Below are 22,695 nucleotides of genomic sequence, written 5' to 3'. Positions count from 1 at the left end.
CACCCGGCGAGGGACGACAAAAGGCGAACTTCATGTTGGAAACCAACCCGATTCACAACCTCATCAAGGACCTGTCTGAGCGGACAGACGTCCTGAGGGGGTATCTTTGACTATGCCGAAAAGAAAGATCGGCTAGAGGAAGTCACTCGCGAGCTCGAGGACCCGGCGGTCTGGAACGACCCCGACTACGCCCAGAAGCTCGGCAAGGAACGTGCCTCGCTGGAGCTGGTGGTCGCCACCATCGACGAGCTGGACCAGGGCCTCGGCGACAGCCGCGACCTGCTGGAGCTGGCCGAGATGGAAGACGATGAGGCCACCGTGGCCGAGGTCGAGAAGGAACTGGCCTCGATGCAGGCCAACCTCGAGAAGCTCGAGTTCCGGCGCATGTTCTCCGGCGAGATGGACGAGAACAGCGCCTATCTCGACATCCAGGCGGGCTCCGGCGGTACCGAGGCCCAGGACTGGGCCAACATGCTGCTGCGCATGTATCTGCGCTGGGCCGAGTCCCACGGTTTCAAGGCCGAGATCATCGAGCTGTCGGCCGGTGAAGTGGCCGGGATCAAGTCGGCCACGGTGCACGTCCAGGGCGAGTACGCCTTCGGCTGGCTGCGCACCGAGACCGGGGTGCATCGTCTGGTGCGCAAGAGTCCGTTCGACTCCGGCGGCCGCCGCCACACCTCCTTTGCCTCGGTGTTCCTGTCGCCGGAGATCGACGACAGCTTCGAGGTCGAGATCAATCCGGCGGATCTGCGCGTCGACACCTACCGCTCCAGCGGCGCCGGTGGTCAGCACGTCAACACCACCGACTCGGCGGTGCGGATCACCCACGAGCCGTCCGGCGTGGTGGTGTCGTGCCAGAGCCAGCGCAGCCAGCACGCCAACCGCGACTTCGCCATGAAGCAGTTGAAGGCGAAGCTGTGGGAGCTGGAAATGCAGAAGCGCAATGCCGCCAAGCAGGAGGCCGAGGACTCCAAGGCCGACATTGGCTGGGGCAGCCAGATCCGCTCCTATGTGCTGGACGACCAGCGCATCAAGGACCTGCGCACCGGCGTGCAGTCGAGCAACTGCGACAAGGTGCTCGACGGCGATCTTGACCAGTACATCGTCGCGAGCCTCAAGCAGGGGCTTTAAGCGACCGTCGCCAAGCCCACCGCGTCGCGACCTCGCCCCGGGAGCCAAGTGGCCCCGGGGCGTTTCGCCACCACCATTCATGGGTCCCGTGCCGGGGCCGTTCGGGGAACCGCCGTGGCGGCTTCCCTGCCGTGACAGAGACGAGTAGCCATGGCCAACCAGGATACGCCTTCCACCAATGACGCCGTTGCCGAAGAGAACCGCCTGATCGCGGAGCGCCGCGCCAAGCTGGCGGCTCGTCGCGAGCGCGCCGAGGCCGAGGGCGGCAGCGCCTTCCCCAACGACTTTCGCCGTGACAGCCTGGCCGCCGAGCTCGAGGCGGAACTCGGTGAGTACGATAAGGAAGCGCTGGAGTCGCTGGGCCGTGAGGCCGCGGTCGCCGGGCGCATCATGCGCAAGCGCGGTCCCTTTATCGTGATCCAGGACGTCAGCGGCCAGATCCAGCTCTACGTCGACAAGAAGGGGCTGGATTCCGCCCTGCTCGAGGACATCAAGGGCTGGGACATCGGCGACATCGTGGCCGGCCAGGGCCCGGTGCACAAGTCCGGCAAGGGCGACCTGTACGTGATGATGCGCGAGGCCAAGCTCCTGACCAAGAGCCTGCGCCCGCTGCCCGACAAGTTCCACGGCCTCACCGACATGGAAGCGCGTTACCGCCAGCGCTATGTCGACCTGATCATGAACCCGGACTCGCGCCGGGTGTTCGAGACCCGTGCCGGCATCATCAGCGCCATGCGCCGCTTCTTCGAGGATCGCGGCTTCATGGAGGTGGAAACGCCGATGCTGCAGCCGATCCCCGGCGGCGCCACGGCGCGTCCCTTCATCACCCACCACAATGCGCTGGACATCGACATGTACCTGCGTATCGCGCCAGAGCTTTACCTGAAGCGCCTGGTGGTGGGGGGCTTCGAGCGGGTCTTCGAGATCAACCGCAACTTCCGTAACGAAGGGCTCTCCACCCGCCACAACCCCGAGTTCACCATGGTCGAGTTCTACTGGGCCTACGTGGACTACCAGGCGCTGATGGATCTGACCGAGGCGATGCTGCGCGAGATCGCCCAGAAGGTGCTCGGCACCACCACCCTGAACTACCAGGGAGCGACCTACGACCTGGGCCAGCCGTTCGTGCGGATGACCCTGCGCGAGGCGATCCTGGCTCACGGCGAAGGCATCGAGGCCGCGGACATCGACGACCTCGACGCCGCCCGTGCCCTGGCCGAGCGCCTCGGCATCAAGGTCAAGGATGGTTGGGGACTCGGCAAGCTGCAGACCGAGATCTTCGAGGAGGTGGCCGAGGCGCGCCTGGACCAGCCGACCTTCATCACCGAGTATCCGGCCGAGGTCAGCCCGCTGGCGCGGCGCAACGACGCCAATCCCTTCGTCACCGACCGCTTCGAGTTCTTCGTCGGCGGCCGTGAGATCGCCAACGGCTTCTCCGAGCTCAATGACGCCGAGGACCAGGCCGAGCGCTTCCGCGCCCAGGCGGCCGAGAAGGACGCCGGTGACCTGGAGGCGATGTACTACGACGCCGACTACGTGCGCGCGCTCGAGGTAGGCCTGCCGCCCACCGCCGGCGAGGGCATCGGTATCGACCGCCTGGTGATGCTGTTCACCGACAGCCCCTCGATCCGCGACGTGCTGCTGTTCCCGGCGATGCGCCCGGAAGCCGGCGAGGCCTGAGCCGTTCGGCCTGGCCACCGAGGACAATGTCCCCAGTGGTCGGGTCGATGGATTGTCGGCGGGGTCGGGCCGATGGATTGTCGGCGGGGCCGGGCTTTTGCTGGCAAGCGAGGCCCTTAGCACCCATAATGGCTGCGATTCGACGTCGAGGAGACCGCGATGAAACTGCTCAACCGCTCCGCCCTGAGCGTCAGACCCACCCAGCACTTTGTTGACTGGATCAATGCCCTGGAACCGACCATGGGCGATGACGACCTCACGCTCGCCGACGTCGACCGGGAAAGCACGGTCTACCTGATCCCGGAGATGGACACCCCCGAGGCGCTGGAAGCCTTCGTTCGCGAGCGCTATCTCGAGGTGCTCGAGAACGAACTGCGCGCCTGGGAAGAGGACGAACGGCAGTGGCCCGAGGCCCTGAACTGGGAGCTGTTCCAGCGCTTCTTGCAGGTCGAGCACAGCTATCTGGCGATCGATCTGGATGGCGAGGCTGCGCTTGAGATCTCCGAGGTGGACGACGAACTGCTGGCCGACCTCGAGCAGGACTGAAACAGCGCGGCCTGCCGCCGCTGATCAGTGTCTGCCGGATGTACCCCGCAGGTGTCGACGAGACCGGCCACGGCCGGTCTCGTTGCGTGCCGGCATGACCTCCTGTGCCTGACCACCCCGATGCAAGACAACACCCGCCTAGACAACACCAGGAATTGCCCCGATGAGTCGACTGTTCTCCACCCGTGACGGCGACGACGGCCTGCCCGGGCCGGAGCGACGGCTGGCGGTCATCGCCTTGGTGCTGGGGACCCTGATGGCGGTGGTGGACACCACCATGATCAATATCGCGCTGCCCTCCATGGCGCGGGATCTGGGCGTGTCCGATGCCCGCGCGGTGTGGATCACCAACCTGTTCCAGGTGGTCTGCGCGGCCATGCTGCTGGTGTTCGCCGCCGCCAGTGAGTTGCTCAGTCGGCGCAAGGTCTACGTGGCAGGGCTCACCCTGTTCGTAGTGGCGGCGCTAGGCAGCGCGCTGTCGCCCAACTTCGAGACCCTGCTGGTGTTTCGTGCCCTGCAGGGCGTCGGCGCCGCCGCCACCCTGTCGATCGGGCCGAGCCTCTATCGCTCGATCTTTCCCTCGCGCCTGCTCGGCAGCGCCCTGGGCCTGTCGTCGCTGGTGGTGGCGGGGGGCTACGCCGCCGGCCCGTCGATCGGTGGTCTGGTGCTGTCGGTGGCCAACTGGCCGTGGCTGTTCGCCCTGAACGTGCCGCTGGGCGCCGCCGCCGCGGTCATGGCCTGGCGAGCCCTGCCCAGGGAGGAACGCCGCGAGGGCAACTTCGACGCCTTCGGCGCCCTGGCCTCCATGGCCATGCTGGCGGGACTGTTCATGTGCATGGACGCCGTCGGTCATCGCGCGCCGCTGGCCGAGATCCTGGCCTGGCTGGCGGTGACGGTGGTGTCGGCGGTGGCCTTTATCCGTCGCCAGGGGCGGGCTCCCCATCCGCTGCTGCCGCTGGGGCTGTTTCGTGAACCGCGTTTCAGCCTGGCAGTGTCCGCCCAGGGCACCGCCTTCATCGGACAGGGGCTGACCTTCGTTGCGCTGTCGTTTCTCTACCAGCAGCAGATGGGCTACTCGGCGCTGCATACCGCCTGGTTGTTTACCCCCTGGCCGCTGACCATCATGGTGGTCGGGCCGCTGTCTGGTCGTCTGGCCGATCGCTTCAACCCGAGCGTGGTGGCGAGCGTCGGCCTGGTCATGCTGTTGCTGGGGCTGGTCAGCCTGGCGGCGCTGCCGCAGGACGCCAGCGCGATCGACAGCCTGTGGCGTACCGCCCTGTGTGGCGCAGGCTTCGGCCTGTTCCAGCCGCCCAACAACCGTGAACTGATGACCAGCGTACCCAAGGCCCGCAGCGCCAACGCCTCGGGGGTGATGAGTACCACCCGCACGGTGGGGCAGTCGCTGGGGGTGGCCCTGGTCGGGCTGTGCCTGGCCGCCGGCGCTGGCGTTCAGCAGGCGTTGTGGGTCGGCGCTGCCACCACCTTGCTGGCGCTGGTGATCAGCCTGGTGCGTATCCCCCGGGCCCATCGTGCGTATCGTGCGGCGCGGGAGCAGAAGAAGGCCGCGCGGGCCGGCTACTCCGAACGAGTGGGCGAGGACTCCCCGAACCGGGTCGCGGATCGGGCTTAGTCAGCGGCTGGGCGAGGGCGTACAATGGCACAGTATGTACAAAATTAACCGTCACAGACGCGAGTACCCATCATGAGTATTCAGGCGACCATCGAACACAAGCTAAAGGCCCTGGAGCCCACCGAACTGGTGGTCGAGAACGAGAGCCACATGCACAGCGTGCCGCCGAACTCGGAAACCCACTTCAAGGTGACCCTGGTCTCCGAGCGCTTTTCCGGGCTGATGCCGGTCAAGCGCCACCAGCAGATCTACTCGCTGCTGGCCGATGAACTGTCCGGCCCGGTCCACGCCCTGGCGCTGCACCTTTACACCCCCGGTGAGTGGGATAGCCGCAGTGCACCGCGTCCGGACTCGCCCAACTGCATGGGCGGCTCACGCTCGTGACGCCGGAGCCGACACGGCTCGCCTATCTGGATGCCATGGGGCTGACCGCCTGGGTGGCCCGCTATCAGCTACCCAACGCCCGCGAGACCGAAGCCTGCGACTGGCCCGAGCCGGTACCCGAAGAGCGGCCCCAGCCCGGTGCCAAGGGCCTGCATGCGCTGCTCGATGACATGCCCGCCTCGGCCGGCGGTGGCGACACGTCCGCCGGGGCGACCGAGCAGGCCGCTGTCGCTGATTCGTCCTCTGCCGTCCAGGCTCCTGCCCCCCAGGCGCCGGCTGGTCCGCGCAAGGCCAGGGCGCTGCTCGGTGATATCGTGCCCGATGCAGACGACGGTGCAGCGACGGCCCCTACGGCCATGCCGGCAGAGGATGAGGTGGAGGAAGGCGCCGAGCCGCTGCGCTTCGGCTGTCAGGTGGCCTGTCTCGACGGTCGCTGGCTTTTGCTGGTTGCCCGTGACGAACCGCTGGGGCCCCTGCACCAGCGGCTTCTGCTCAATATCCTGACCGGCGCCGGGGTCAGGCCGTCGCAGCGACCGGTGTTCGACTCCCTTGCCTGGCCGCTGGAAGAGGGCTTGCCGGTCAGGCGGCCGTTGGACGAGGCGCGTCAGGGGCTCAAGGCCTTTGTGGCCGGTCGCGCTCGTCGTGGCTGGGCTCCGGAGCGGGTGCTGGTATTCGGCCGCCAGGAGGCGCTGATGCAAGCACTGGCCCCGCCTGACACCACCGACAACAGCGCGCAGCCTCCGCGCAGCCAGACCCTGGCGCTGCCGTTGTGGCAGGGCCCGGGGCTCGACGAACTGCTCGCCGATGACGGCGTCGGTGCCGAGGCCAAGCGCCGGCTGTGGTCGCAGATCGGCGAGTGGCAGGCACAGTGGAGCGACGGCACTCGAGGTGATGGTGCTGGAGGCGATGGTGCCAGAGACGACAGCGATGGCGCTTGAGGCGACAGCGGGCCAGCAGAGCTGTCCGCATAGCGGCGGCTACGGTCCTGTCCGTGTCCTTGGCGCCGCCGATCTTGACGCCCTCTTGCGACTGGAAGCGATGGCGTCAGCGCCGTTGTCCAGCCCTCAGGCGCTGGCCCAGGCACTGGAAGATGACCAGCGCCTGCTGCTGGGGATCGATCGGCTGGGTCCGGCGGGTGATGTCGGCGTTGAAGGCGGCCTTGATGCGGGCATGACGGGGCAGAGGGCTATTCACGCCTACGCCTTGCTGGCACGCCAGCCCTTCGAGGCCGAGCTGGAAGCGATCCTGGTGGCCCCGCAAGCTCGCCGCCAAGGGCTTGCCGCACGGCTGCTGACAAGCCTGATTGCGGTAGCGCGCCAGTGGGGCTCGGAGCGACTGCTGCTGGAGGTGCGTGCCGACAACGGCGCGGCGATCGCCTGCTACCGAGCCGCCGGCTTCGCCGAGGATGGTGTGCGTCGCGGCTACTATCCGCCGCTGGCCGATGGCGGCGAGCGTGTCGATGCCTTGCTGATGTCGCTGGCGCTTGACTGAAACAGCCTGAAGCGCTCGGCTTTCTTTAGTCTGGGCCGCCTGCGGCTGGGCTTCCATCGTACGCGCAATGCAAAAGGGCTCCCCATGGGAGCCCTTTTCATTCGTGTCGATCGTTCGCATCAGCCGTTCGAGTCGGCCGTTCGAGTCGACACTGCCGGCACACAAGGCAGGTCAGAGGCTATGGGCGGGCGCCTGTTCGGTATTGCCCGTTTCGCCTTCCACCTCATCGAGCTGGCCCAGGATGGCGGTCAGGCGACGTTCCCACTCTTCGCGATCCTGCTTCAGGCGAGCGTTTTCCTCGCGCAACTCCTCGGCTTCCAGTTTCAGCAATTCCAGGGCCTCAAGGGCGCTGGAGACCTTCTTTTCGAGTTGGTTGAAGAGTTCCGTGCTCATCCTCGTCTCCTGACATGACGTGGGGTGAAGGCGCTACGCGCGCCCCGATGGAACGAGCGTAACGCCGCCGCCGCCGGCGAACAAGCGTCGCCGGGCGGCGACGGGGCTGCTTTGCTGATTCGGCTCAGGAATTGCGACAGTCGCGTGCTTGGGGTACTGCCGGCTCAGCTCTCAGGCGCAGCGTCCTTGAGCGAGTCGGCGTCGCTTTCGCTGCGTCGATACAGACGCCCCATGCTGTCTCCGGCGCGGACCTCTCGGTGTAGCTGCCAGGTGGGGGGCACGGCGGGAGTCAGACCGCTTTCGACCTCCACGTAGATCCAGGCCTCATCCGCCAGCCAGCCGGCTTCCAGGGCCTGGCAGCAGGGCTCGGCAAGGCCCTGGCGAAAGGGCGGGTCGAGAAACACCAGGTCGAAGGGGCTGGCGGTATCGTCTTTCAGCAGCGCGGCGGCGTCGGCGCGGCGTACCTGGGCGCGATCGATCGCCAGCGTCGCCAGGTTATCGCTGATCGCCTGGGCCACCTGGGCATCGCGCTCGACGAACAGGGCCTCGCTGGCGCCGCGCGATAGCGCCTCCAGGCCCAGAGCTCCGGTGCCGGCAAACAGATCGAGCACGCGAACGCGGTACAGCTCGCCCCCGAGCCAGTTGAATAGGGTCTCGCGCACTCGGTCCGGGGTCGGGCGCAGGCCGGGCTTGTCGAGCACCGGTAGCTGGCGGCGGCGGTGTTCGCCACCGATGATGCGCAGCTTGCCAGGCGGCCGACCGCTCGAGGGACTCTTGCCCGAGCGGGGTTTTCCGGCGCCGCCGCGCGGACGGTTTCTTGAAGGACGTTGTCGACTCATGGGCGGCGATTCTACCCCCATGGCAGGGTGCCGTCATGCCTTCGCCATCGCTTCTGTGGCAGGCTGTGGGCAGCGTCGCGTCGCCGCCTCGGGGCTGTCCTGTGTCCACAGCGAGCGGGCAGGGTGGTAGGATGTGGCGGTTCGTTCACCGGCTGAGGCGTCAGGTCATCCATGTTCGGTATTTTCAAGCGCAAGAAGAAGCACACGGGCGAAGAACCCGCCAAGGACCAGGAAGTCGTCGATCAGTCGTCTGCAGATGAGGCGGAAGGCGCGGCTGACAGGGAGGCTGAACAGCCCCTCGGCGACGAGCTGTCGCAAGGCTCACCGTCGGATGCCGAGCCGCCCCAGCAGGGCCGGGAATCTGGCCCCGAGCCGACCGAGACCGCCGAGGCGGTGGTGCCGGAGCCTGTCGAGCCGGCAGCGCCAGCGCCTGCCGAGCCGTCCACCCCTGCCGAGCAGGCGCCCGTTGAACCTGAGCCCGACAAGCAAGAGCCCGTCAAGCAAGAGCCTGTCGAGCAGAAGTCCGGCGAGTCGCAAGCCGACCAGGCGCCGCCTGCCGCCCCCCAGCCGGCTGGCGAGCCCGCCGAAGATGAATCGCCGGCCTCGGCGCACAAGTTGGCCGAGGCGGAGGTGCCCGAGCCTGCAAGTCCGCCAGCTCCCGACGCTGGCACCGGCCAGCGCGAGCACGCCGAGGTGATCGAGCCCAGCCGTCCCACCGGCCCGGCCCTGCAGGAAAAGCCCAGAGCGCCGGTGCAGGGTGGCAAGGGTGGCGAGAAGAAGGGCTGGTTTGCGCGCATGCGCGAGGGCCTTGGCAAGACTCGGGCCAACCTGAGCGACGGCCTGGCCGACCTGTTCATGGGTGCCAAGCAGATCGATGACGAGCTGATCGAGGACATCGAGACCCAGCTGCTGATGGCCGACGTCGGTATCGAGGCCACCAGCGAAATCATCGAGGCGCTGACCGATCGCGTCTCGCGCAAGGAGCTGAAGGACCCGGAGGCGCTGTATCGTGCGCTGCAGCAGGAGCTGGCCGCCATGCTCGGCGAGGTCAGCCAGCCCCTGAGCCTCGAGACCGCCGACGGTGGGCCCTTCGTCATCCTGGTGGTGGGCGTCAACGGCGTCGGCAAGACCACCACCATCGGCAAGCTGACCCAGCGCTTCCAGCGCGAGGGCAAGAGCGTGATGCTGGCGGCGGGGGATACCTTCCGCGCGGCTGCGGTAGAGCAGCTCAAGGTGTGGGGCGAGCGCAACAGCGTGCCGGTGGTGGCTCAGCACACCGGCGCCGACAGCGCCTCGGTGATCTATGACGCCGTGGCGGCGGCCCGTGCCCGTGGCGTCGACGTCTTGATCGCCGATACCGCTGGTCGCCTGCACAACAAGAGTCACCTGATGGAAGAGCTCAAGAAGGTCCATCGGGTGATGGGCAAGCTCGATGCGCAGGCGCCTCACGAGGTGATGCTGGTGCTCGACGCCGGTACCGGCCAGAACGCCTTGTCCCAGGCGGCCACCTTCAACGAGGCGGTTCCGGTCAGCGGGATCACCCTGACCAAGCTCGACGGTACCGCCAAGGGGGGCGTGATCTTCGCCCTGGCCAAGCAGCTGAAGACGCCGATCCGCTTTATCGGGGTGGGTGAGAGTCTGGATGACCTGCGGCCGTTCAAGGCCGAGGACTTCGTCGACGCCCTGTTCGATCGTCGCCCGAGTGACGCCGACGAATGATCGCCTTCGAGCACGTCGGCAAGCGCTATGGAGGGCGCTTCGAGGCGCTCTCCAATATCGATTTTCGCGTCTCGCGGGGCGAGATGGTGTTTCTCACCGGCCATTCCGGTGCCGGCAAGAGTTCGCTGCTTCGGCTGATCATGCGCCTGGAGCGACCCAGTCGCGGACGGGTGATGGTCGCCGGTCACGATATCGACAAGCTGCATCCCAGCCAGTTGCCGTTCTACCGGCGTCAGATCGGGGTGGTCTTCCAGGACCACCAGCTGCTGTTCGACCGCTCGATCTATCACAATGTGGCGTTGCCGCTGGAGATCCGCGGCCTGGCGCCGCGGGATATCGCGCGGCGGGTCCGCGCCGCACTCGACAAGGTCGGCCTGCTGCACCGCGAAAAGGCGCTTCCCATCGAACTTTCCGGCGGCGAGCAGCAGCGCGTGGGCATCGCCCGGGCGGTGGTCAACAAGCCCGCCCTGCTGCTGGCCGATGAGCCTACCGGTAATCTCGACCCTCAGTTGTCCGCCGATATCATGGGGCTGTTCGAGGACTTTCATCGCATCGGCACCACGGTGATGATCGCCAGTCACGATCTGGCGTTGATCGCCAGGCTGCGTCACCGCACCCTGCGCCTGAGCGAGGGGCGCCTGGTGGCCGACGAGGAGGCCGCATGAGCGCTCGCCATTCGCGCAAGGGCGCGGCGACGCCCAGGGGCGCCTCGGCCGCCGCACGTACGGGCGGCCGCCAGGAGGCCTCGACGTCACCTCGCGGTGCGCGTCAGCAGACGGTGCGCGCACAGGGGCAGTGGCAAGCCTGGCTGCGCCACCATCGCGCCATGTGTGTGGACAGCCTGCGCCGGCTGGTGCGCCAGCCGGTGGGTAGCCTCTTGACCATGCTCGCCATCGCCATCGCCCTGGTGCTGCCCAGCGCCCTGTGGCTGTCACTGGACAGCGCCAAGCTGGTGGACGCCGAGCTGGACGCCAGCGCCACCCTGACGGCCTACCTCGACAAGGGGGTGAGCGAGTCCGAGACCGGTCGCATCCTGGAAGCGCTGGAGGCTCAGTCGGAGGTCGCCGCCACCGAATTGATCACCGCCGAGCAGGGCATGGCGGAATTCCAGCAATCCCTGGGGCTCGATGATGCCCTGGCGCGGCTCGACGAGAATCCGCTGCCCGCCGCGGTGGTGATCTCGCCGACGACGCCGTCTCCGGAGGCCATGGCGGCGCTGTCCGAGCGCCTGTCGGCGATGTCCGGGGTGGCCGAGGTGCGCCTCGACCTGGCCTGGATCGAGCGTCTGCGGCAACTGGCTGAGCTGGGTCGTCGCCTGACCCTGGCGCTGGGGGTGCTGTTTGGTCTGGGCGTGCTGCTGGTGGTGGGCAACACCATCCGCCTGGCGGTGGAGAACCGGCGCAAGGAGATCGAGGTGGTGACCCTGATCGGCGCCACCCATGCCTTTGTACGCCGACCCTTTCTGTACAGCGGCGCCTGGTATGGCCTGGGCGGCGGACTGCTGGCGTGGGGGCTTCTGACCCTGGGCAGCGACTGGCTGGCGGCGCCGGTGGCATCGCTGGCGGCCAGCTACGGCGCGCACTATCAGCTACCGACCCTGGGCCTTGTCGGCTCTACAACATTGCTGACTTGTAGTACACTATTGGGCTGGTTGGGAGCCTGGATCGCCGTCAGCCGCCACTTGGCGGGCATCAAGCCACGCTAGCGGCAACAGGTAATCACCCGTTTCTTGTACGGTTTCGTCGGATGTCTACGACCAAAGGGGAACTTCTTCCTATTTTTATCCTCCAAGGTGCATCCGAAATCTTGTTGGTCTTCGAGGAGACAACCTGCACATGAGCAACAGTCTTCTGCCGGTGGGTCATCTTTCACCGGGGCACGACCTCAACGGCTATATTCAGGCCGTCAATCGCATTCCGCTGCTGACGGTGGATGAAGAGCAGGACCTGGCCCATCGCCTTCAGCAGGAAGGCGATCTGGAAGCCGCCCGCCGTCTGGTCATGTCCCATCTGCGTTTTGTCGTGCACATCGCACGCAGCTATTCCGGCTATGGACTTCCCCAGGCTGACCTGATTCAGGAAGGCAACGTCGGCCTGATGAAGGCCGTCAAGCGTTTCGACCCGACCCAGGGCGTACGCCTGGTGTCTTTCGCGGTGCACTGGATCAAGGCCGAGATCCACGAGTTCGTGCTGCGCAACTGGCGCATCGTCAAGATCGCCACCACCAAGGCCCAGCGCAAGCTGTTCTTCAACCTGCGCGGCGCCAAGAAGCGCCTGGCCTGGTTGAACAGCGACGAGGTCGACGCCATCGCCAAGGACCTGGACGTCAAGCCCGAGGTGGTGCGCGAGATGGAAGGTCGTCTGGCCTCCCATGATGCCGGCTTCGATGCTTCACCGTCCGAGGACGAGGATTCGGCCTATCAGGCACCGGTTCACTATCTGGACGACGCCAGCCAGGACCCGGCGACCCAGCTCGAGGACAGCGACTGGGAGCAGGACGCCACCCGCCGCCTCCAGGGCGCGCTGGCCGAGCTCGACGAGCGCTCGCGGGATATCCTGAGCCAGCGCTGGCTCGCCGAAAACAAGGCGACCCTGCATGAACTGGCCGATGTCTATGGTGTGTCCGCCGAGCGCATTCGTCAGCTCGAGAAGAACGCCATGAAGAAGATCCGCGAACGTCTGGGTGATAGCATGGCGGCCTGACCGCCATCGATTGCGCCAGCCGCTGGCAGGACGAAAACGCCCGAACCTCACGGTTCGGGCGTTTTCAGTTGTGGCTGAGCTTGTACCAGGGCGACTGCCACAAGGGCTGTAGGGTGGTTGCCTGAGCCGCTATACCAGCCGCTATACCAGTCGCTACACGCCCTGGTACCAGCGCCTAGCCCTGGGCGCTGGCAGCACCCGTCAGGCCGCCAGCGGCGGCTGCGCGGCGGGCAATGTCGCCCAGCGCCTCGTCACCGGCGCTGAGATCGCGAAAGGCGCCCATGGCGCCGAGCAGGGCCGAGCTCTCGTAGGGCACGAACACACGCTCTCCCTGCTTGGCCATCTCCGGCAGCATCGAGATATAGGACTGGCCGAGCAGATAGCCGATGACCGCCCTGGTGCTCTTCTCGCCTTCGCCCATGGCACCCAGTACCAGCTCGATGGAGCGACTTTCGCCCTGGGCACGCAGAATGGCGGATTCCTTGTCGCCTTGGGCGTTGAGGATCGCTGACTCCTTCTGGCCCTGGGCCTTGGCGATGGCCGCGGCCTTTTCGCCCTCGGCCTCGGTGACGGTGGCTCGACGGCGACGTTCGGCGGACATCTGCAGGTGCATGGCCTCCTTGACCTCCGTCGGCATCTCGATGTCCTGCACCTCGATGCGATTGATCGCCACCCCCCACTTGGAGGCAGGTTCCTCCATCTGTTCCTTGATCTTGGCGTTGACCTCGGCGCGGGACTCGAAGATCTTGTCCAGCTCCATCTGGCCGACCACCGAGCGCAGCGTCGTCTTGGCCAGTACCTCCACCGCCTGACTCATGTTCTCGATCTTGTAGACGGCGTTGGCCGGATCGATGATCTGAAAGTAGATGGCGCCGTCGATGCGCACCGTCACGTTGTCGGTGGTGACCACCGGCTGGGACGGGAAGTCCATGACCGACTCGCGCAGGTCGATGCGGGTCTCCTGACTCAGCACCGGGGTGAACTCCTGGCCCTTGCGCAGGTAGCGCACCATCTTGATTGGTCTTGGCTTGTCGAAGAACGGAACGATGAAGTTGATGCCCTTCTGCAGCGTGCGGTGGTAGGCGCCGAGGCGCTCGATCACCATCACCTCGGACTCCTGAACGATCACCAGTCCCTTGATCACCATGATTACGGCGATGACGACCACCACCAGGGCAATCAATAGCCCCGGGTTTATGGCATACGGCAACATGCAGGTACCTCCTTGGTATCGAGAGTGTCGCCCAGGGCGACCGACGGCATCCCGCCGCCGAAAGCCAGCTTAGGCAATGGGCGGGCGAGTGGCGATAGCGTCTGGCGGCCGCTGCCCGAACGAGCGCATGACCGGGATCAAGAACCTTCGCCGGCGGGACGGACCACCGCCTGGGTGCCCTCGAAGCGGACCAGCGTTACCTCGTCACCCGGACGAAGGGCAGGACCACTCCCTGCTTCGTCCGCCAGGCTGGCACGGTAGAGATCACCGTCGAGCTTGATGCAGGGTGCGTCATCGAAGTCGCGGCTGACCAGCACGAAGCGTTGACCGCGGCCTCCACCGCTGCCAGCCACGCCGAAGCCTTTTTTCGCGCCTCGGCCGCGTCGTCTGAGCTGTCGAATCGCCAGCGGCACCAGCACGGCACAGGCGAGCGCCAGGACGATCAGTTGCAGGGTGAAAGTGGCGCCCAGCCAGGCGGCCAGGGCGGTGAGGGCGAGTGCCGCCGCCAGGGCCAGCAGCACGTAGGAACCGGTCAGCAGCTCGACCAGCAGAGCCGCGAGTCCGGCCAGCAGCCACCACAGCGCGGGAGATAGAAAATCCATGAGGGGCCTCTTGGAAGCAGCGAAATGACGTCCTGTCCTGTCCGATTCTGCGCCGCCGGCCGTGACCCGGCAAGCCGGCGAGACCCGCAGATGACAGCGCCACCGCGATTGCGGTGGCGCGTGGTCCAATATCACGAGGCCTGGAAGTCTGTCGTGTTACGGGGCTTACCAGTACCCCAGCACCTTCCACCGTAGAGAGTCTGCGACACCGACCCAGACGGTCAGGTTGACCAGGCTCCTGCCCTGATCAAGAGCGGACCCGCCTTCCGGGCGTCTTGCCAGTACCCCAGCACCTTCCACCGTAGAGAGTCTGCGACACCGACCCAGACGGTCAGGTTGACCAGGCTCCTGCTCTGATCAAGAGCGGACCCGCCTTCCGGGCGTCTTACCAGTACCCCAGCACCTTCCACCATAGGCTGCCGACACCGACCCACACTGTCAGGTTGACCAGGCTCATCACCAGTCCGGCCTTCCACCAGGTGCCGAGTTCCACATAGCCGGAGCCGAAGATGATCGGGGCGGTGCCGGTGGCGTAGTGGGTCAGCGACATCATCAGCGAGGAGGCGCCGGCCAGCAGCAGGGCGATGTACAGGGTAGGGATGCCGAGGGCGATACCGGCGGCCAGGAAGGCGGCGTACATGGCGGTGATATGGGCGGTGGTGCTGGCGAAGAAGTAGTGCGCGTAGAAGTAGACGCCGGTCAGCGCCAGGGCCATGCCGAACCAGCCCATATTGAAGCTGCTGATGCCCTCCTCGATGACCCCGGAGAACCAGCCGATCAGTCCGAGCTTGCCCAGGAAGCTTGCCATCATTACCAGAGCGGCGAACCACACGATGGTGTCCCAGGCGGACTTCTCGCCGAGGATGTCATCCCAGGTCAGCACATTGGTGACCAGCAGGATGGACAGTCCCAGCAGCGCCACCGCGGTGGAGTTTACCTTGAACTCGGGGCCGAACAGCATCGCCGGGATACCGGCCCACAGGATCAACAGCAGGCCGAACACGCCGATCATGATCTTTTCGGCGCGGTCGAGCGCGCCCATGGCGGTGAGCTGCTCGCGGGCGAAGGAGGTGGCGTCCGGGGTGCGCTTGAGCTCCGGCGGATACAGCACGTACAGCACCGCCGGCATCAAGGCGATGGCGACCAGGCCGGGCAATAGCGCGGCCAGCGCCCACTGGGTCCAGGTGATCGAGATGGCGGAGTCGGTAGCCTTGGCGATCAGGTCGACGATAAGGGGGTTGGGGGCCGTTGCGGTGATGAACATGGCCGAGGTGATGGGGTTGGCGTGATAGTTCACCAGCGCCAGGTACTCGCCGATCTTCTTGCTGGTGCCGGACTCGGGGGAGGAGCCGAAGCTGTCGGCGATGGAGCGCATGATCGGGTGCATGATGCCGCCACCCCGGGCGGTGTTGCTGGGGGTGATCGGGGCGATGGTCAGCTCCGCCAGGGACAGGGCGTAGCCGATGCCGAGGGTGCGTTTGCCGAAGGCGGCGATAAAAGCGTAGCCGATGCGGTTGCCCAGACCCGTCTTCGACAGCCCGCGGGAGATCATGATGGCCAGGCCGATCAGCCAGATCAGCGGGTTGGAAAAGCCCGAGAGGGCGTCGGAGACCGCGCCCTTGGAACTGTCCGGGTTGGTGACGCCGGTCAGCGCGACCACGGTGATGGCAATGATCGCCAGGGCGCCGATGCGCATGGTCTTGCCGATGATGGCGGCGATGGTGGCGACGAAGATCGCCAGCAGGTGCCAGGCCTCGGGATTGACGCCGTCAGGTACGGGGATTACGAACCAGAGCGCCAGCCCCAGGGTCACCGAGACCAGGGCGGGGAGCGGTTTGAATGCGAGCATAAGCGAGCTCCTTTGGGGAAGATCGAGTGATCACCTCTCCACAGAGAGAATCCGAAGGTGTTGTGCTCATTTACGCATAGACGAAGCGACGTCCGAATGACGGACATCAAGCAGAAGTACGACTTTCGTCGAAATGGTCATGTCGAGTGCAACTTGCGCTGAGGAGGTCGCAGCGCCAAGGCAGGAGATAACGGTGCAGGAGTTGGGTGAGGGCTGCGGCCGACGCCATGCCGGGAACTGCCCGGCATGGCGCGAGAGGAGGTGAACGGTCCCTAGTCGGGCTTGATCGCGGTGCGGCCGCTGCCCAGGAACATCATCGCCAGGGCGCCGAACAGGAACATGCCCTGCAGCTCCAGCGCCCAGCCGCCGCTGCTGGTCAGGCTGAACAGCTCACCCATATGCGCCAGATAGATGGCCACCACCATGTTGCCGGCGATCAGCAGACCGGCGATGCGAGTGTTCCAGCCGAGGATCGCCATGACAGGTGCGACGACTTCGCCCAGCAGGACGCCATAGGCCAGCACAGTGGGCAGGCCATGGGAGGCCAGGGTTTCACCGATCCAGGACAGGCTGCCGGGATTGATCAGCTTGCTGACGCCGTGCAGCAGGATCATCACGCCAAGGGCCAGGCGCAGGATCAGCTTTCCCAGGTCGTCGTTGTCGAGGGCGTTGAGCATGGTGACTTCCTTTTCACTAGGGGCTTTTTTGACTCGAGAGCCTTTCACTTCTGGCGTTGGGCAGAAAACAGTCGCGCCGAGTTATCCGTGGCTTCGCAGCATGATCGCGATGACGTCGGCATGGTGCCTTCGGTCGCAACACCAGAATCACCGAAACGGTCGGACCACGCAGGCAATTCTGGCATATTAGGCTTTATCCAGATGACTCAGCTGCAAGGAAGATAGCATGGTTCCGTCACGACTTCGCCGCACCGCCGCTTTCGCTCTTTTCACCCTGGCGCTCAGTGCCTGCTCCAGCCAGCCTGGGCCCACGGTGGGTGGGGGCGACACGGCGGCCCCGGGCAGCGTCTCGAGCCCGCTGGTCGGCAAGCGCTGGAACCTGTTGCTGGTGGGCACCAGCGATCGCCTGTCGATGCCGCAGAAGCCGTACTTCGAGGTGGCTTCCGATGGCAGTGTCAGCGGTAGCGACGGCTGCAATCGCTTCACCGGCACGGTGAGCTTCGGTGACAGCCAGCGTATCGACTTCAGCGAACTGACCGCCACCCGCATGGCCTGTGCCAATCCCCAGGGGGCCCAGCAGGTCCGCGAGATGCTCGACAACGCCTATCGCTACCTGATCGACCATGACCGACTGGTGTTCTTCGGCCCTAACTCGCTGGTGCTGGGCGGTTTTCGCGACGCTAGCTGACCGGGCCAGTGTTCATCGGGGCGATCAGCGACTCCGGTTGTCCCTCCTGAGCGCGGTACTCGAGATGTCGGCTGCAGCGCGGCTTGCATGATGCAGGCAGGATCGCAGGCTGTGCTTTCGCTGTTGGAAGCGATCGAGCCACCGGGGATGGATCGCCACCACGCGCACCGGAACGGAAGCTAGTCCCAGCAATTGCACGATGGCCAGGCGGTGTGAACCGCCGTAGCCGAGCACGACCTCGCCATCCCGGGTAATCAATACCTGCATTTCGTCATCGGGGTGGCGACTGTCGTCGGGGTGTTGGCGAGCCAGTTCTTGCTGGGTCTTGTAGCCGTGTCGGCGAATGCCGTGGTAGGCACGAGACAGCGTCTCGAAGTAGCGAGCGATATCCTCCTCGCTGCGACACCAGTAGGCGCCTTGCTGTGCCGGGTCGGTGCACTCGCCGGAACGATAGTGAGCCACCGCTTGATGCATCTGGGCGTACTGGGCGGTCTCGCGGAAGTGCCTGTCGTGGGCGAAGATGTCCTCGACTGCAGCGGTCTCGTTCAGGCGTGCCTGGCAAAGTGGTGCAACATGGCTGATGTCCCAGTCGCCTTCACTGATCAACTCACGGCTCAAGCCAGAGCGCGTGACGCAGCGCGCGATGCGCCTTGGGTCGATGTCGACCAGCGGCAGGTCGTTGGCATTCAGCCAGCGACGTTGAAGGTCGACACGGCCACACAGCTCGGCCAGGTACAGCAGGGCACGCCGTGTTCGGCGGCGAAGGCGTGGCAGGGCGGCGAGCCCGGCAGTGCCAGGGAACGCCAGGGGGGAAAGGCCCGAGTGCGTCATGTTGTAAATGTCTATTGTTGTTGTACGCGTTGGTATGGCCGTTGTTCGGTCTGCTGTCGTATCTGCGGCCGAATCGGCGATTGGCCTGAAGGAACGGCTGTGCTGACAGCTTCACTGTGCCGCAAAATACTTTAATAGAAGAAACTTAAATTTGTAGTAATACCGTCATCTTTGTGTCGTACCCGATCAGGCTGAGGCGACGCAGACGGTTGCCTGAGGCGAGGGGCAGGCACGAACCAATAGCGACGTTCCGCCAGGGGGGGGGATGGCCTTCAGCAACGAAGAGAGAGCGGCATTGCTGGCGCTTCACGGGGTAGGGCCGACCGTCATCAGTCGCTTCGAGCAGCTTGGTATCGACTCCTTCGAGCATCTGGCGACGTTCGAGGCCCGGGAGATCGCCGAGCAGGTGGCATCGATGCTCAACACCAGCTGCTGGAAGAATTCGCCACGCGCCCTGGCGGCGGTGGAGGCCGCCATCGTGCGTGCCAGGCAAGGACTCAAGGTAGGCTGAGACCCTGACTTGAGATCATGGCGGACCAAAAAGAGCCGACCCCGCCAGTGGCGGGGTCGGCTCGGGTGGTGCTGACGTCGGTCGTGCCGGCTTGGGCCGGGACTCGACTAGAGCGCCGCGACTAGAGCGCCGCGACTAAAGCGCTGCGACTAGAGCGCCGCGACTAAAGCGCTGCGACTACAGGGCTGCGATCTTGTCGCGCTGTTCGACCAGCACCCGGCGGGCGGCCTGGTACTCCTCGAGCTTGCCGCGCTCCTTGTCGATGACGGCAGCCGGGGCCTTGGCCACGAAGCCTTCGTTGGCGAGCTTCTTCTCGACGCCGCCGATCAACTTGTCCTGCTTGTCGATCTCCTTGCCCAGGCGGGCGAGCTCGGCGTCCTTGTCGATCAGGTCTGCCATCGGCACCAGCACTTCCATGTCGCCGACCAGCTGGGTGGCGGACAGCGGCGCCGTGCTTGCGTCATCGAGCCACTCGATGGACGACAGCTTGGCCAGCTTGGACAGGAACAGGCGGTTGGCGCTCAGGCGCGCCTGGTCGGCCTCGCTGCCCTTGGTCAGCAGGGCGTCGAGCGGCTTGCCCGGGGCGATGTTCATCTCGGCGCGGATATTGCGCACCGCCACGATCACCCCCTTGAGCCATTCGATGTCACGGATCGCGTCCTGGTCGATCAACGCCTCGTCCGCCAGCGGCCAGGCCTTGGCCATCAGCGAGTCGTTGTCCCCCTCCAGGGTGCCGGCGAGCGGCGCCACGCGCTGCCAGATCTCCTCGGAGATGTAGGGCATCATCGGATGGGCCAGGCGCAGGATGGCTTCCAGCACCCGCACCAGGGTGCGCCGGGTGCCGCGCTTGGCGGCCTCGCTGGCGCCTTCGTCCCACAGTACCGGCTTGGACAGCTCCAGATACCAGTCGCAGTACTCGTTCCAGACGAAGTCGTAAAGCGCCTGGGAGGCGTGGTCGAAGCGGAACTCCTCCATCGCCCGGGTGACCTGATCCACCGTCTGCTGCAGGCGGGCCTCGATCCAGCGGTCGGCCAGCGACAGCTCGACCTCGCCGCCTTCGCGGCCGCAGTCCTCGTTCTCGGCGTTCATCAAGACGTAGCGAGAGGCGTTCCACAGCTTGTTGCAGAAGTTGCGGTAGCCGTCCAGCCGGCCCATGTCGAACTTGATGTCGCGACCGGTGGTGGCCTGGGACAGGAAGGTGTAGCGCAGGGCGTCGGTGCCGTGGGCCTCGATGCCGTCGGGGAACTCCGAACGGGTCGCCTTGGCGATGGCCTTGGCCTTCTGCGGCTGCATCATGTTGCCGGTGCGCTTGTCGACCAGCGCCTCCAGATCGATGCCGTCGATCAGGTCGATGGGGTCGAGCACGTTGCCCTTGGACTTGGACATCTTCTGGCCCTGGCCGTCACGCACCAGGCCGTGGACGTAGACCGTCTTGAACGGCACCTCGTCGGTGAACTTGAGGGTCAGCATGATCATCCGCGCGACCCAGAAGAAGATGATGTCAAAGCCGGTCACCAGCACGCTGCTGGGATGGAAGGTCTTGAGCTCTTCGGTCTGCTCGGGCCAGCCGAGGGTGCCGAAGGTCCACAGCCCGGAGCTGAACCAGGTGTCGAGTACGTCCTCGTCCTGGGTCAGGGCGACGTCGCCTGCGATGCCGTGCTTTTCGCGGGCCTCGGCCTCGGTGCGCGCCACATAGACGTTGCCCTCCTGGTCATACCAGGCGGGGATACGGTGGCCCCACCACAGCTGGCGCGAGATGCACCAGTCCTGCAGGTCGCGCATCCACGAGAAGTACATGTTCTCGTAGTTCTTGGGCACGAACTGGATGTCGCCGTTTTCTACCGCCTCGATGGCCGGCTTGGCCAGGGTTTCCACCGCCACGAACCATTGATCGGTCAGCAGCGGCTCGATCACGTCACCGGAACGATCGCCGTAGGGCAGGGTGTTGTTGACCGTCTCGGTCTTCTCGAGCAGGCCCTCGGCCTCCATGTCGGCGACGATGGCCTTGCGAGCGGCAAAGCGGTCGAGGCCGGCGTAGGCCGCAGGCAGGCTAGTGTCGATGTCGGTCAGCGGACGGCCCTGGATGTCGAAGGCCTCGGCGGCCTCGAGGATATGGGCGGTCTTCGAGAAGACATTGATCAGCGGAAGACCAGCGCGCTTGCCGACTTCGTAGTCGTTGAAGTCGTGGGCCGGGGTGATCTTCACGCAGCCCGAGCCCTTGTCCATGTCGGCGTGCTCATCGGCGACGATGGGGATGCGACGGCCGACCAGCGGCAGCTCGACGAACTTGCCGACTAGCGCGGCGTAGCGCTCGTCGTCGGGATTGACCGCCACGGCGCTGTCGCCGAGCAGGGTCTCGGGGCGGGTGGTGGCGACCACCAGATGGTCGAGGCCGGCGTCGGTGGTGACACCGTCGGCCAACGGATAGCGGAAGTGCCAGAACTGACCCTGCTGGTCGCGATTCTCGACCTCGAGATCGGAGATGGCGGTGTTCAGCGTCGGGTCCCAGTTGACCAGGCGCTTGCCGCGATACACCAGATCCTCTTCGTACAGGCGGACGAAGACCTCCTGCACCGCCTTGTAGAAGCCCTCATCCATGGTGAAGCGCTCGCGGCTCCAGTCGAGGCTTGCGCCCATGCGACGGAGCTGGCGGGTGATATGGCCGCCGGACTCATGCTTCCATTCCCACACCTTGTCGATGAAGGCCTCGCGCCCCAGGTCGTGGCGCGTCTTGCCTTCCTCGGCGGCGACCTTGCGCTCCACCAGCATCTGGGTGGCGATGCCGGCGTGGTCGGTGCCCACCTGCCACAGGGTGTTGCGACCCTGCATCCGCCGCCAGCGGATCAGGGTGTCCATGATGGTGTCCTGGAAGGCGTGACCCATGTGCAGGCTGCCGGTGACGTTGGGCGGCGGAATCATGATGGCGAAGGGGTCGCCCTTGCCCGAGGGCGCGAACCGTCCGTCGTTTTCCCAGCGCTCGTACCAGCGGGCTTCGATGCTTTCGGGTTGGTAGGTCTTGTCCATGGGGTACTCTTGCTAGCGGAGCCCGGGGCATGCCAGGCACGAGACAGAGGCTCGCGCATGGCGCTGGGCTTGGAGTTCGACAGCCGGCGCTCGGGCTCGAAAGCTTCCCGCCGAAGAGCGGTTGCGCGAGTGAGGCCTGCGAAAAATGGGCTCGATTATACCCTGATCCGAGGCGGGGCGTCAGGGGCTGACGGGATGACCGGCAGTGTCCAGAGGATTTGGTGACAGGAGCCTACCCCTGACCCTTGAGGTGGTGCGGTGTGACCGGGTAGCCGCGCTGCTTGTAGGTCTTCCAGCACTCGCGCTTGACCGTCAGTACGTCCTGGTGCTGGTTGATAATCTCGGCCACTCGCTCGAAGCGAGAAAACCACTCGGGGATTTCCGGCGACAGGTTGAGCATCGCCTGGGGCGGCGGGTCGAGGCTTTGCGGCGGGCCCTGCCAGCCGATGGTGACGGGTACCGGCCTTGCGTTCTCGATACCGGCCTCTTGCGACCCGTCGCCGGTCTCTTGCATACCGGCCCCGCCCCCGGCCGCTCTTGCATCGGCCCCGCCCCCGGCCTCGAGCGCATGGGGGACGAAGGCGTCGGGACGAAAGTCCCACAGACGCTGGTCGAGCTCACGGGCCATGGCTTCGTCTTCGGCGTACAGGTAGAGCCGGTAGCCCTTGCGGGCGATGGTCTCGGTCAGCCGACAGGCGAAGGCGAGGCGGGCCTCGAGGGTGGTGTCCGGCAGGATGTAGAAGTCGATCTTGGTCATGCGCTCTGACTTGATGGCTGAACGAAGG

General features: G+C 65.8%; 22 protein-coding genes. 13 read left to right on the top strand and 9 right to left on the bottom strand.

Annotated elements, in window-relative coordinates; all coding sequences use genetic code 11:
* Nucleotides 1-32 precede the first annotated feature (32 nt).
* From prfB to NFH97_RS05785, 7 genes are all read left to right on the top strand, one after another.
* Nucleotides 33-1,131 (top strand): peptide chain release factor 2 gene (prfB, locus tag NFH97_RS05815; RefSeq protein WP_197037043.1). Its coding sequence is split into 2 segments (ribosomal slippage): nucleotides 33-107 and nucleotides 109-1,131, totalling 1,098 coding nucleotides; the frame shifts between segments, so codons are not numbered across the junction.
* Between the two features lie 150 nt (nucleotides 1,132-1,281).
* Nucleotides 1,282-2,811, top strand: a complete 1,530-nt coding sequence (gene lysS / locus NFH97_RS05810; protein ID WP_124804943.1) for a lysine--tRNA ligase — start codon at nucleotides 1,282-1,284, stop codon at nucleotides 2,809-2,811.
* 159 nt (nucleotides 2,812-2,970) lie between these two features.
* Nucleotides 2,971-3,357, top strand: coding sequence for a hypothetical protein (locus NFH97_RS05805; RefSeq protein ID WP_045991311.1), 387 nt, complete (start codon nucleotides 2,971-2,973; stop codon nucleotides 3,355-3,357).
* Between the two features lie 163 nt (nucleotides 3,358-3,520).
* Nucleotides 3,521-4,987 (top strand): MFS transporter, encoded by a 1,467-nt coding sequence (locus tag NFH97_RS05800; protein WP_108131212.1) that lies wholly within the window; start codon nucleotides 3,521-3,523, stop codon nucleotides 4,985-4,987.
* Between the two features lie 72 nt (nucleotides 4,988-5,059).
* The gene (locus NFH97_RS05795; protein ID WP_045991309.1) at nucleotides 5,060-5,371 is read left to right on the top strand and encodes a BolA family protein; all 312 of its coding nucleotides are present in this window, start codon (nucleotides 5,060-5,062) and stop codon (nucleotides 5,369-5,371) included.
* Nucleotides 5,368-6,309 (top strand): hypothetical protein, encoded by a 942-nt coding sequence (locus NFH97_RS05790; protein ID WP_349624547.1) that lies wholly within the window; start codon nucleotides 5,368-5,370, stop codon nucleotides 6,307-6,309. The genes NFH97_RS05795 and NFH97_RS05790 overlap by 4 nt, the downstream gene beginning before the upstream one ends.
* Nucleotides 6,281-6,862: a GNAT family N-acetyltransferase gene (locus NFH97_RS05785; RefSeq protein WP_231498432.1), complete on the top strand. Its 582-nt coding sequence runs from the start codon at nucleotides 6,281-6,283 to the stop codon at nucleotides 6,860-6,862. The genes NFH97_RS05790 and NFH97_RS05785 overlap by 29 nt, the downstream gene beginning before the upstream one ends.
* A 171-nt stretch (nucleotides 6,863-7,033) precedes the next feature.
* Here the strand turns inward: NFH97_RS05785 and zapB are convergent, their stop codons facing one another.
* Together zapB and rsmD are read right to left on the bottom strand one after the other, a co-directional pair.
* Nucleotides 7,034-7,255, bottom strand: coding sequence for a cell division protein ZapB (gene zapB, locus NFH97_RS05780; protein WP_045991307.1), 222 nt, complete (start codon nucleotides 7,253-7,255; stop codon nucleotides 7,034-7,036).
* A gap of 164 nt (nucleotides 7,256-7,419) precedes the next feature.
* Entirely contained in the window at nucleotides 7,420-8,094 is a 675-nt protein-coding gene (gene rsmD / locus NFH97_RS05775; protein WP_108131214.1) for a 16S rRNA (guanine(966)-N(2))-methyltransferase RsmD, read from the bottom strand.
* Nucleotides 8,095-8,265: 171 nt separating this feature from the next.
* On the opposite strand from rsmD, the gene ftsY reads away from it, so the two are divergent.
* The 4 genes from ftsY to rpoH all read left to right on the top strand — a co-directional run bounded on the left by ftsY (nucleotide 8,266) and on the right by rpoH (nucleotide 12,515).
* Nucleotides 8,266-9,813, top strand: a complete 1,548-nt coding sequence (ftsY, locus tag NFH97_RS05770; RefSeq protein WP_108448498.1) for a signal recognition particle-docking protein FtsY — start codon at nucleotides 8,266-8,268, stop codon at nucleotides 9,811-9,813.
* Nucleotides 9,810-10,478: a cell division ATP-binding protein FtsE gene (gene ftsE, locus NFH97_RS05765; protein ID WP_045991304.1), complete on the top strand. Its 669-nt coding sequence runs from the start codon at nucleotides 9,810-9,812 to the stop codon at nucleotides 10,476-10,478. The genes ftsY and ftsE overlap by 4 nt, the downstream gene beginning before the upstream one ends.
* Complete coding sequence (gene ftsX / locus NFH97_RS05760; RefSeq protein WP_045991303.1) at nucleotides 10,475-11,518, top strand: permease-like cell division protein FtsX; 1,044 nt, start codon at nucleotides 10,475-10,477, stop codon at nucleotides 11,516-11,518. The genes ftsE and ftsX overlap by 4 nt, the downstream gene beginning before the upstream one ends.
* A 130-nt stretch (nucleotides 11,519-11,648) precedes the next feature.
* Nucleotides 11,649-12,515 (top strand): RNA polymerase sigma factor RpoH, encoded by an 867-nt coding sequence (rpoH, locus tag NFH97_RS05755; RefSeq protein ID WP_045991302.1) that lies wholly within the window; start codon nucleotides 11,649-11,651, stop codon nucleotides 12,513-12,515.
* Nucleotides 12,516-12,690: 175 nt separating this feature from the next.
* Here rpoH and NFH97_RS05750 read toward each other — a convergent pair whose 3' ends face one another.
* The 4 genes from NFH97_RS05750 to NFH97_RS05735 form a co-directional block, all read right to left on the bottom strand.
* The gene (locus tag NFH97_RS05750) at nucleotides 12,691-13,728 is read right to left on the bottom strand and encodes an SPFH domain-containing protein (protein ID WP_045991301.1); all 1,038 of its coding nucleotides are present in this window, start codon (nucleotides 13,726-13,728) and stop codon (nucleotides 12,691-12,693) included.
* A gap of 137 nt (nucleotides 13,729-13,865) precedes the next feature.
* Nucleotides 13,866-14,330 (bottom strand): NfeD family protein, encoded by a 465-nt coding sequence (locus NFH97_RS05745; RefSeq protein WP_108131216.1) that lies wholly within the window; start codon nucleotides 14,328-14,330, stop codon nucleotides 13,866-13,868.
* A 385-nt stretch (nucleotides 14,331-14,715) separates the two neighbouring features.
* Entirely contained in the window at nucleotides 14,716-16,179 is a 1,464-nt protein-coding gene (locus tag NFH97_RS05740; protein ID WP_108448499.1) for a DASS family sodium-coupled anion symporter, read from the bottom strand.
* A gap of 272 nt (nucleotides 16,180-16,451) precedes the next feature.
* Nucleotides 16,452-16,856, bottom strand: a complete 405-nt coding sequence (locus NFH97_RS05735) for a DoxX family protein (protein WP_045991298.1) — start codon at nucleotides 16,854-16,856, stop codon at nucleotides 16,452-16,454.
* 226 nt (nucleotides 16,857-17,082) lie between these two features.
* Here NFH97_RS05735 and NFH97_RS05730 point away from each other — a divergent pair, with 226 nt between their 5' ends.
* The gene (locus NFH97_RS05730) at nucleotides 17,083-17,544 is read left to right on the top strand and encodes an META domain-containing protein (protein WP_124804938.1); all 462 of its coding nucleotides are present in this window, start codon (nucleotides 17,083-17,085) and stop codon (nucleotides 17,542-17,544) included.
* 24 nt (nucleotides 17,545-17,568) lie between these two features.
* Here the strand turns inward: NFH97_RS05730 and NFH97_RS05725 are convergent, their stop codons facing one another.
* Nucleotides 17,569-18,375, bottom strand: a complete 807-nt coding sequence (locus NFH97_RS05725; RefSeq protein WP_349624546.1) for a hypothetical protein — start codon at nucleotides 18,373-18,375, stop codon at nucleotides 17,569-17,571.
* Between the two features lie 265 nt (nucleotides 18,376-18,640).
* On the opposite strand from NFH97_RS05725, the gene NFH97_RS05720 reads away from it, so the two are divergent.
* Nucleotides 18,641-18,886: a hypothetical protein gene (locus NFH97_RS05720; protein ID WP_108131220.1), complete on the top strand. Its 246-nt coding sequence runs from the start codon at nucleotides 18,641-18,643 to the stop codon at nucleotides 18,884-18,886.
* 177 nt (nucleotides 18,887-19,063) lie between these two features.
* Here NFH97_RS05720 and NFH97_RS05715 read toward each other — a convergent pair whose 3' ends face one another.
* Nucleotides 19,064-21,910 (bottom strand): valine--tRNA ligase, encoded by a 2,847-nt coding sequence (locus NFH97_RS05715; protein WP_349624545.1) that lies wholly within the window; start codon nucleotides 21,908-21,910, stop codon nucleotides 19,064-19,066.
* A gap of 232 nt (nucleotides 21,911-22,142) precedes the next feature.
* Nucleotides 22,143-22,667: a DNA polymerase III subunit chi gene (locus tag NFH97_RS05710; RefSeq protein ID WP_287163277.1), complete on the bottom strand. Its 525-nt coding sequence runs from the start codon at nucleotides 22,665-22,667 to the stop codon at nucleotides 22,143-22,145.
* Nucleotides 22,668-22,695 lie beyond the last annotated feature (28 nt).

Source organism: Halomonas sp. SCS19 (genome assembly GCF_040147015.1).
GTDB classification, from domain to species: Bacteria; Pseudomonadota; Gammaproteobacteria; order Pseudomonadales; family Halomonadaceae; genus Halomonas; species Halomonas litopenaei.
Note: the sequence above shows the minus strand (reverse complement) of the source record. Positions and strands in the feature narration are given on the sequence as shown.